Origin of the sequence: Zavarzinia sp. (assembly GCF_049306435.1) — a bacterium.
Taxonomy (GTDB): Bacteria; Pseudomonadota; Alphaproteobacteria; order Zavarziniales; family Zavarziniaceae; genus Zavarzinia.
This window is the reverse complement of record NZ_JBAQRT010000247.1, coordinates 1-8,561: the sequence shown is the minus strand read 5'-3', so window position 1 is coordinate 8,561 and position 8,561 is coordinate 1. Positions and strand designations below refer to the sequence as shown.

Genomic DNA, 8,561 nt, shown 5'->3' with positions numbered 1-8,561 from the left:
CTGATGGGGCTTGAGCGCGCCCGCCGCCCGCAATCTGTAACAACGGACGATCCGCTGCCCGACCTGGTCGGGCGGGAAGGGGAGTGACCATGCTGATCGACAATTGGCGGCGCACCTGGTGGCGCCTATGGTCGGTGCGCCTTGCCGCCGCCGGCACCGCCCTCACCAGCGTGCTGACGCTCTGGCCCGATTCCGCGCTGCAACTCTGGCAGATGATGCCGGACGAGATCCGCGCCCTGATCCCCGAACGGGCCATGACGATGCTGGGCGTCGTCGTCTTCGCGGCCTCGATCGCCGCGCGCCTGATCAAGCAAAAGGGGCTGCATGATGACCCGCAAGCGTAAGGCCCTCGCGGGCCTCACCGGTGCCGCCGCCGCCGCGATCCTGTTCGCGATCGTGCCGCTGTTCGAGGGTACGATTCTGCGGGGCTATCTCGATCCGGTCGGCATCCCGACGAAATGCATGGGCGACACGACCGACGTCGAGGTCGGCCGGCATTACACCGAGGCGGAATGCCGGGCCTCGCTCGAGGAAGAGCTGATCGCCCATGCCGAGCCGGTACTGGCCTGTGTACCGCAGCTCGCCGGCCGGACCTATCAACTCGCCGCATCGGTCAGCTTCGCCTACAACATCGGGACGGCCGCCTTCTGCGCCTCGACGGCGGCGCGGCGCTTCCGGACCGGTGACTGGCGGGGCGGGTGCAGGGCTTTCAACGAGGCCGATTCCGGCCGGACGCAGTGGGTAACCGCGCGCGGCCGCATCCTGCCCGGTCTCGTCAAGCGGCGGGCAGCCGAACGGGCGCTGTGTGAGACGGGGCTTGTACCGTGAGCGCGCCTGTAAAGGCTATCCTCGTCGACGATCTTGATAAGAACCGAACCCCTGGCGCCTTCGAGTTGGTGCGGGAAGGCGGGAAGGTGAGGGGCATGATTTATGTCTGCCCATGCGGCTGTGGCTCTGATGGATATATCGCGTTCCGCCCAGCGCCAAGTCCGTCTTGGGATTGGGACGGCAATGCCGCCCATCCGACCCTTACGCCCAGCGTCCACCGCGTGACCATGCGGACGGGTGATGAGGCCAAAACGCACTGGCATGGCTGGTTGCGCGCCGGGGAGTGGGTGTCATGCTGACCTGGCTGTCATCTCTTCTTCTCGATCATCTCGACTGGCTGCCCGCCCTGGTCCCCGGCGCTGGCGCGATCTGGGCAGCCCTGCGCGGCTCATGGCGCTGGGCACTGGCCTGCGCCGGCATCATCGCTGCGGCCGTCATCTGGATCTGGATCAGTGGCCTTCGCCATGATCTCGCCCTGTCCGAGATCGCCGCGGCCGATGCCCGCAAGGCGCAGGCGCTGACCGCCGCCGCCCTGTCCCGGCTCCAAGCTGATCAGGCCGCGGCCCAAGCCGCCCTCGAAACCGTCGAACGCGCCCGCCGGGAGGCGGAATCCCATGCCGATGCCCTCCGCCGCCGCATCGCGGCCGCTCCCCGCTCTCGTGCTTGCATCGATAGCCCTGCTGTGCGGGGCCTGCTCGACGACCTCCGCGCCGCCGGCGCCGCAGGTGATCACCCCTGAAATCCCGGCAAGCCTGCTGACTTGCTCGCCCGAGCCGTCGCCGCCGGCCGCCGATGTCGACGACACGGGACTTGCGCTCTGGATCGTGGAACTGCGTCGGGCCGGGCAGGACTGCCGGGGCCGGCTCTCGGGGATCAGGGGGTGGGCGGACCAAATGAGACGGCCCGGCTTTTGATGGCCGGGCCTTTGGTCCCCGCGTGAGCGGGGGATACGGGGACGGCGGTGGAGCGGCGGCCCGGCGGCTAGGCCGAGTTACCCCTGCGCCAGAAGGGCTACGGCCTCTTTTACGAGTTTGCCCGCGCTATGAGGGCCTGGGTTGGCATCCAGCCACTCGATGCGCAAGACCTCGCCGCGCTCGGTCATGGTCAGAAGAAACCTGGGTGCCTTGAGGTGGACCGCGGCCGGCCTCCCCTGGTCCGACCGTCCGATCACCCAGCGATCTTTGCTCTCAATGTCCCTCCGAATCCAGTCGACGATTTCGTCGGGGGCAATTCGCTCACCGCTGGCGTAGCGCTTGACCGTCTTTTCCGCATGGATTCCGGTCAGCAATCCCGCGCCCCGAAGGGCGCGGGCGAGCGAGTGGAGGGGCTCTTTGCCGCCCCATTTATGGGCGATTTCGCGGAACTCTGCCGCGCGGTGCTCGAATTCACCGGGGGGGATGTTCGATGCAGCCATCAAGCGGCCTCCTTCCAATGATCGCAGGTTTGATTAAGGATGGCGACGCTGCACCTTCCGGCAAGTAGCCGGAACGGGAACCGGCGGCCCCCCTTGCCGTAGTAATATATATGCTCCGCTTGCTCGCCAAGCCGCCAGCGCTTGCCGCTGATGGACCCGCAGTTGAGCTTCCTCGACCCGTCGTTGCCTTCGGATTCAGCCCAGTGATCTGAGATCCTGATGACGTGCCCGGCGGCGCGAAAATACAGGCTGAGCCCCCTCGATTTCAGGCGCTGCCTGGAACTGGCGGAGATGTAGTCGAGCGTGTAGCTCTGCCCCTCGACTTCGACCGTCTTGCCCAGATTTCGGCGCGATGCAAATTCGGCAAGCCGCTGCGCGATTTCGCGGGGGATCGGGGAGAAAATTGCTTCGCTCATGGTCTGGCCTCCTGCCTTTAGCCGGGGCCTGGCCCCTTGCTTCCGGTCCAGTATATGGGGGCCGGCTTGCTATTGCAAGGGGCTTGGGGATATCCAGAGGGACCAGATGAAACTCGGGCTTGCCTCTGATGCCGCGTAGTGACAGGATGATGGCGCGCGAAGGTCTCCCAGTCACCGACCGCGCCAAGGGGATCGGTCCAGCCGGTCCCCTTATTGCTTTTGGGGCCGAGGCGCCATGCTTTTCGTTTTTCTGGTGGCCGATAAGCCATTGATATTCAATGGTCAGAAATTTGGATGTTTTTCCAATAACGTATTGATTTCTATTGAAAATATTCAGCTTCCCAAGCTGAGTGTCGTGGGTTCGATTCCCATCGCCCGCTCCATCCCCTTCCCCATGGATCGTTCGATTCTGTCCTCCGTCCGGGGGCTTGCGATTCGCTTCGCCGGCCTTCCGGCGCAGCCCCGTTTCGGCCACGGGGGGTGCCGCTCGCTGGCCATACTCACCCCATCTTCCGATCAGTATAGGCTGCCTGGAAGTATCGCGGGGCCGTTCTGATACCCAAATTGAGTACCTGCGTTTATTATTGCCGATGAAAATTTATGTGAGGCCATTTCGGGGCGAATAGGCGAAAAATCCCTCTCGATTTACTGATTTAACACTGGCCCATCTCTAATCCCGCAATACCATCCCCCTCAAAGTCGGATGCAGGTCTTGGCGTGGCGGGTGGCTGTCGCCTTGGCCTTGCGCCGACTCTTTGCCTTGAGGGGAACGAGACTATGGCGACGATCATCGGCACCAATGGCAATGACAACGGGATCGACAATCCGACGCTCGACGGCGGGATCGAGGACGATCTGATCCAGGGCCTTGCCGGCAATGACACGCTGAACGGCAGCGATGGCAACGACACGCTGGAAGGCGGCGCCGACAACGACGTGCTGAACGGCGACAATGGCTCGGATGTCCTGCGGGGCGGCGCGGGCAGCGATGCCCTGAACGGCGGCCTCGGCAACGACACGGTTTCCTATATCGATTCCGGGGCCGGCGTTACCGTCACCATCGGCGCTTCCTCGACGGCCAGTGGCGGCGATGCCGATGGCGACACCCTCTCCTCGATCGAATCCGCCATCGGTTCGGCCTATGCCGATGTCCTGACGTCGAATAGTGGTGCCTCCATCCTCGAAGGCGCGGGCGGGGCGGATATCATCTCGGGCAATGGCGTGGCGAAGGCGTCCTACAGCCTGTCCGATGCCGGGGTCACCGTCGCGCTCGACGCCGATGGCGATGGCACGGGCAATGGCGGCGATGCGGAGGGCGACACGCTGACCGGAATCATCGGGCTGATCGGTTCTGCCCATGGCGATACGCTGTCGATGGTGGCTTCGGTCGATCGGACTCTTTCGGGCGGTGGCGGCGACGACTTCCTGACGTCGGGCAGCGGCAACGACACGCTGGACGGCGGCAGCGGCAACGACACGATGACCGGCGGCGCCGGCAACGATACCTATTCTGTCGACAGTCTGGACGATGTGATCGTGGAATTGTCGGGCGGCGGCACGGATCTGGTCCTGACCTCGTCCAGCTACACGCTGTCGGACAATATCGAGAATCTCTCGAACAGTAATCCCTTCAGCACCGTTGCCGTGGCCCTGACCGGCAACGCGCTCGACAACATCCTGACCGGCGGCAATGGCAACGACACGCTGCAAGGCCGGGGTGGCGCCGACCAGTTGATCGGCCGCGGCGGTTTCGACATCGCGTCCTACAGTCTCTCCTCGGCGGCGGTAACCATCGACCTGGCGGCGGGCACCGCCAGCGGCGGCGACGCGGAAGGCGACACGTTCTCCGATATCGAAGACCTGATCGGCAGCGCCTATAACGACGTGCTGACCGGCTATGGCGGGCGCAACAAGCTCGACGGCGGCGCTGGCGACGACCTGCTGGAAGGCGGGGACGGTCCCGACATTCTGATCGGCGGCGATGGCATCGATACAGCCAGCTATGCCTCCTCCCCCTTCAATGTGATCGTGAACCTCGGGACCGGCATCGGTCAGGTCAATGATGCCCAGGGCGACACGCTGTCGGGCATCGAGAATCTGATCGGCGGCGCCGGCAACGACACGCTGACCGGCGACGATGGCGCCAACAGGCTGACCGGCAACGGCGGCAACGACACGCTGAACGGCGGCCTTGGCGACGACATCCTGATCGGCGGCGCCGGCAACGACGTACTGACCGGCGGCGATGGCAGCGATACCGCCGATTATTCCGCCTCCGCCGGGGCCGTGACCGTCAACCTCGATGGCAACACGGCTTCGGGCGGCGATGCCGAGGGCGATACGCTGAGTTCCATCGAGAATGTAATCGGCACCGCCCTGGCCGACACGCTGACCGGCAGCGCCGCCACGAACGTGCTGACCGGCGGCGACGGCGACGATACGCTGGTCGGCCTCGGCGGGGCCGACACGCTGTCCGGCGGCGATGGCACCGATACGGTGTCCTATGCCGCCTCCGGCACCCGCGTCGTCGTCAATCTGGGCACCGGCGCGGGCAGTGGCGGTGATGCGGCGGGCGATGCGCTGAGTTTCATCGAGAATCTGACGGGCTCGGGTTTCAACGACGTGCTGGTGGGGACGGGCGCGGCCAATACGCTCGATGGCGGCGATGGCAATGACGTGCTGGTGGGCGGGGCGGGGGCCGACAGCCTCATCGGCGGCCTTGGTGTCGATGCCATAACCTATAAGGACTCATCGGCCGGCGTCGCCGTCGACCTCGGGCTCGGCACCGTCGGCGGCGGTGACGCGGCGGGCGATACGCTGACCGGCTTCGAGAATGTCATAGGCTCGGCCTTCGGCGACACATTGACCGGCGATGCCGCGACCAACCGGCTTTACGGCATCGATGGCGACGATGTGATGAGCGGCGGCGACAGCCGCGACGTGCTGATCGGCGGCGCCGGGGCCGACACGCTGAACGGCGACAATGGCAATGACGCGCTGAAGGGCGATGCCGGCGACGACATCATCGATGGCGGTGCCGGCAATGATTCGCTGACCGGTGGCGATGGCGACGACGCGCTCACGGGGGGCGCGGGCAACGACAGTTACTTCGTCGACAGCGAGGGCGACACGATCGTCGAGCTGGAGGGCGAGGGGAATGACCGGGTCACCTCGACGGCGGCCAGCCATACCCTGTCCGACCATACCGAGACCCTGGTGCTGACCGGGCCGGCGATCCAGGGCGCGGGCAACGAGCAGGACAACACCATTCGCGGCAATGCCCTCGACAATGTGCTGATCGGCAATGGCGGCGTCGATCGCCTGATCGCCGGGGACGGCGCGGACACGCTCACCGGCGGGGCCGGGGACGACCAGCTTTACGGCGGTGCCGGCGACGACACCTTCGTCTTTGGCCGGCCGGGTGCGGAAGGCATCGATCGCATCAACGACTGGGAAGCGGGGGACACGCTGCAGATCGACCGGGCGGGCCTTGGCCTCGATCCTCTCGAGACGGTCGATGTCGTCTCGGGAACTTCGGCCGTGGGGTTGAGCGGGGATGTCTTCTTCTATGACACCAGCATGGGCCGGGTCTATTTCCATGATGGCGAAACCGATGCCCTGACCCAGTTCGCCACGCTGGTGACGAAGCCGGCCAGCCTCGATCTGGCGGACTTCGCGCTGGTCTGAGGCCCGCCGACGCCGCGACGTGACCGGGATCACGTCGCGGACGGTCCGGGCTTGGCGCGGTGCCCCGGACGGGCGATGGTGTCGGCGATTCGGATCCCGCTGGACGGGGCCGGCACCACCACCGCGGGGGAAGCTATGAAGATGATGGCAAGGCGTTTGGGAATGGCCGCGACGGCGGCGGCACTGCTGCTGGCGACATCCGTGCCCGGGCATGCGGACGAGATTTTCGACGGTCTGGCACTGTCCGCCGATCTCTACGCCAAGGGCGATCTGGCGGGCGCCCTGAAGGAACTGGGCTTCGCCACGGCGGCGATCCAGGCCAGGATGAACGAATCCTACGGCTCGACCTTCCCCGAGCCGCCGGCCGGCTGGACGGCGGATGAGGTCGATGCCCAGTCCATGGCCATGATGGGCATGGGCCAGAGTGTCTCGCGCGACTACACCAATGCCGAGGGTAATTCGGTGAAGCTGAGCATGACCGCCGACAGCCCCATGCTGCAATCGATGGGCATGGTCTTCGCCAATCCGATGATGGCGGCCCAGGCCGGCTTCCAGCGCATCAGGATCGGGCGCGAGGAAGCCATGCTGAAGGACGACAAGTCGGGCCAGGTCCAGATCCTGCTGACCCTCGGCGGACGCCTGCTGCTGCAGGCCGAGGGCAATGGCGTTTCCGCCGACGAGGTCAAGGCCCTGTTCGGCAGCTGGAAGATCGACGAGGTGAAGAAACTCGCCGGGATGTGATCCCGCTCAGGCCGCCTTGGCGGTCACGAGGCGCAGCACCGCGCCATAGGTGGGTGCGGGCGGCGTCGCCTGGCGGCCGCGCAGCACCTTGTGCATCCGGGGCAGATGGAACCAGGGCGCCGAGGGCATCAGGTGATGCTCGAGGTGGTAGTTCACATGGAGGGGCGCGACCGTCAGCCGGGCGATCGGGCCGGCCTTCGTCGTCCGGGTGTTGCGCAAGGGATGATCGCTCATCTCGGTGCAGGCGTGTTCGGCGAGGGCGCGGATGCGGATGAACAGGCTGTAGGTGGTGAAATAGGCCCCGAGCCAGACGAGATACAGAAGCCCGTTGCCGGTCGCCGCCAGCACGCCGGCGAGAATGCCGTTGGTGATCAGCAGGGGCGCCATGTTGCGGATGCCTTCGCTTGCATAGGCGGTCCAGGGCCGACCGTTTCGCGGGATCAGGCGGGCGCCGCCCGAGACCGTGTAGGTCAGGGCGCCGATATCCATCAGGAACAGGCCCAGCACCCGCTTGGCCGCCGTATAACCCGACAGGTCGCGAAGGAATTTCCGCCGCAGCGAGGCTCGCGTGGTCGGAAAGGGCGCCACCAGGCACAGGTCCGGGTCGAGGTCGGAACTCGTGTGGGAATGGTGCTGGATGTGATGCTTGCGATAGCGCGCGACATCGCCCCAGACCGGCCGGGCGCAGAGCCATTGGCCGATGCTGTCGTTCAGCGTCCGCGTCCTGAACAGGCTGTAATGCGCCGCCTCATGCATCAGGATCGACAGGGCGAGCTGCCGCCCGCCGAGGATGATCAGGCCGAGCACGATGGTGCCCGGGTTCGGCCAGATCGCCATCGCGGCGAAGGTCGCGGCGATCAGCGCCCAGGTGCCGCCGACGGCCCACCAGCCGGCCAGATCCGACTTGGTGTTGAAGGCGCGGATTTCCTCAGGCGTGAAGGCGTCGGTCAGCCGGAAGCTGCTCATCTGTCTCTCCCTCGTTGTTGTTGGCCTGCGCGGCGAAAAAGCGCCGCCACAGGCGCCGGCCCGCCGTATCGAAGCGGCGGGTCGCGGCGAAGAAGGCTTCGCGCGCGCCCGCGTCGACCAGGGGCTCGGGCAGAAGCGGATCATAGATCACCTGGCGGATCGCCTTGCCGCCCAGCAGGAAGGCTTCCCGCGCGGCGACATCGGCATCGAGGCCGGGCGCCCCCTCCAGCCAGCGGTCGAGATCAAGGCGGGTGCGGTCATAGGCGGCCGAGAGGGCGGCGCCGTCCCACAGCGCCCGCGCCGCCGCCTCCCGCCTGGCATCGAAACCACCGGCGACGAAGACATTGGCCGCGGGTTCCAGCCCGAGGGTCAGCAGGCGCTGGCGCAAGGCATCCACCCCGCCGGGCAGATTGTCCGGGCGGATGAAGAAATCCCGTTCCAGCTCGGCGAGGCCGGCCAGATTGAGCGCCCGCGTCCGCGCCCGCAGCGCCGCGCGGTCGCCCCGGCCC

Annotated in this window: 12 protein-coding genes; 8 read left to right on the top strand and 4 right to left on the bottom strand. The window is 66.3% G+C overall.

What is annotated here, in order from left to right; translation table 11 throughout:
- Nucleotides 1–89: 89 nt before the first annotated feature.
- From WAZ62_RS14390 to lysC, 5 genes are all read left to right on the top strand, one after another.
- Nucleotides 90–344: a hypothetical protein gene (locus WAZ62_RS14390; RefSeq protein ID WP_422644226.1), complete on the top strand. Its 255-nt coding sequence runs from the start codon at nucleotides 90–92 to the stop codon at nucleotides 342–344.
- Nucleotides 328–828 (top strand): lysozyme, encoded by a 501-nt coding sequence (locus WAZ62_RS14385; protein WP_422644225.1) that lies wholly within the window; start codon nucleotides 328–330, stop codon nucleotides 826–828. The genes WAZ62_RS14390 and WAZ62_RS14385 overlap by 17 nt, the downstream gene beginning before the upstream one ends.
- A gap of 95 nt (nucleotides 829–923) precedes the next feature.
- Nucleotides 924–1,127 (top strand): DUF6527 family protein, encoded by a 204-nt coding sequence (locus WAZ62_RS14380; protein WP_422644228.1) that lies wholly within the window; start codon nucleotides 924–926, stop codon nucleotides 1,125–1,127.
- A complete protein-coding gene (locus WAZ62_RS14375; protein WP_422644229.1) occupies nucleotides 1,121–1,567 on the top strand; it encodes a hypothetical protein in 447 nt (148 codons plus the stop codon). The genes WAZ62_RS14380 and WAZ62_RS14375 overlap by 7 nt, the downstream gene beginning before the upstream one ends.
- On the top strand, nucleotides 1,449–1,742 hold the full coding sequence (lysC, locus tag WAZ62_RS14370) for an Rz1-like lysis system protein LysC (RefSeq protein WP_422644227.1): 294 nt from the start codon (nucleotides 1,449–1,451) through the stop codon (nucleotides 1,740–1,742). Before WAZ62_RS14375 ends, lysC begins: the two co-directional genes overlap by 119 nt.
- A 77-nt stretch (nucleotides 1,743–1,819) precedes the next feature.
- Here lysC and WAZ62_RS14365 read toward each other — a convergent pair whose 3' ends face one another.
- Together WAZ62_RS14365 and WAZ62_RS14360 are read right to left on the bottom strand one after the other, a co-directional pair.
- Nucleotides 1,820–2,242, bottom strand: a complete 423-nt coding sequence (locus WAZ62_RS14365; protein WP_422644224.1) for a hypothetical protein — start codon at nucleotides 2,240–2,242, stop codon at nucleotides 1,820–1,822.
- On the bottom strand, nucleotides 2,242–2,658 hold the full coding sequence (locus tag WAZ62_RS14360; protein WP_422644223.1) for a hypothetical protein: 417 nt from the start codon (nucleotides 2,656–2,658) through the stop codon (nucleotides 2,242–2,244). The genes WAZ62_RS14365 and WAZ62_RS14360 overlap by 1 nt, the downstream gene beginning before the upstream one ends.
- 235 nt (nucleotides 2,659–2,893) lie before the next feature.
- Between WAZ62_RS14360 and WAZ62_RS14355 the strand changes: the two genes are divergently transcribed.
- The 3 genes from WAZ62_RS14355 (at nucleotide 2,894) to WAZ62_RS14345 (ending at nucleotide 7,086) form a co-directional block, all read left to right on the top strand.
- A complete protein-coding gene (locus WAZ62_RS14355) occupies nucleotides 2,894–3,214 on the top strand; it encodes a hypothetical protein (protein WP_422644222.1) in 321 nt (106 codons plus the stop codon).
- Nucleotides 3,215–3,435: 221 nt separating this feature from the next.
- Nucleotides 3,436–6,345, top strand: coding sequence for a beta strand repeat-containing protein (locus tag WAZ62_RS14350; protein WP_422644221.1), 2,910 nt, complete (start codon nucleotides 3,436–3,438; stop codon nucleotides 6,343–6,345).
- 162 nt (nucleotides 6,346–6,507) lie between these two features.
- Entirely contained in the window at nucleotides 6,508–7,086 is a 579-nt protein-coding gene (locus WAZ62_RS14345; RefSeq protein ID WP_422644220.1) for a hypothetical protein, read from the top strand.
- 6 nt (nucleotides 7,087–7,092) lie between these two features.
- On the opposite strand, the gene WAZ62_RS14340 is transcribed toward WAZ62_RS14345, so the two are convergent.
- Nucleotides 7,093–8,052, bottom strand: coding sequence for a fatty acid desaturase family protein (locus WAZ62_RS14340; protein ID WP_422644219.1), 960 nt, complete (start codon nucleotides 8,050–8,052; stop codon nucleotides 7,093–7,095).
- The coding region (locus WAZ62_RS14335; RefSeq protein ID WP_422644218.1) for a PaaX family transcriptional regulator C-terminal domain-containing protein at nucleotides 8,015–8,561 on the bottom strand (547 nt) is incomplete at its 5' end. The genes WAZ62_RS14340 and WAZ62_RS14335, both read right to left, overlap by 38 nt.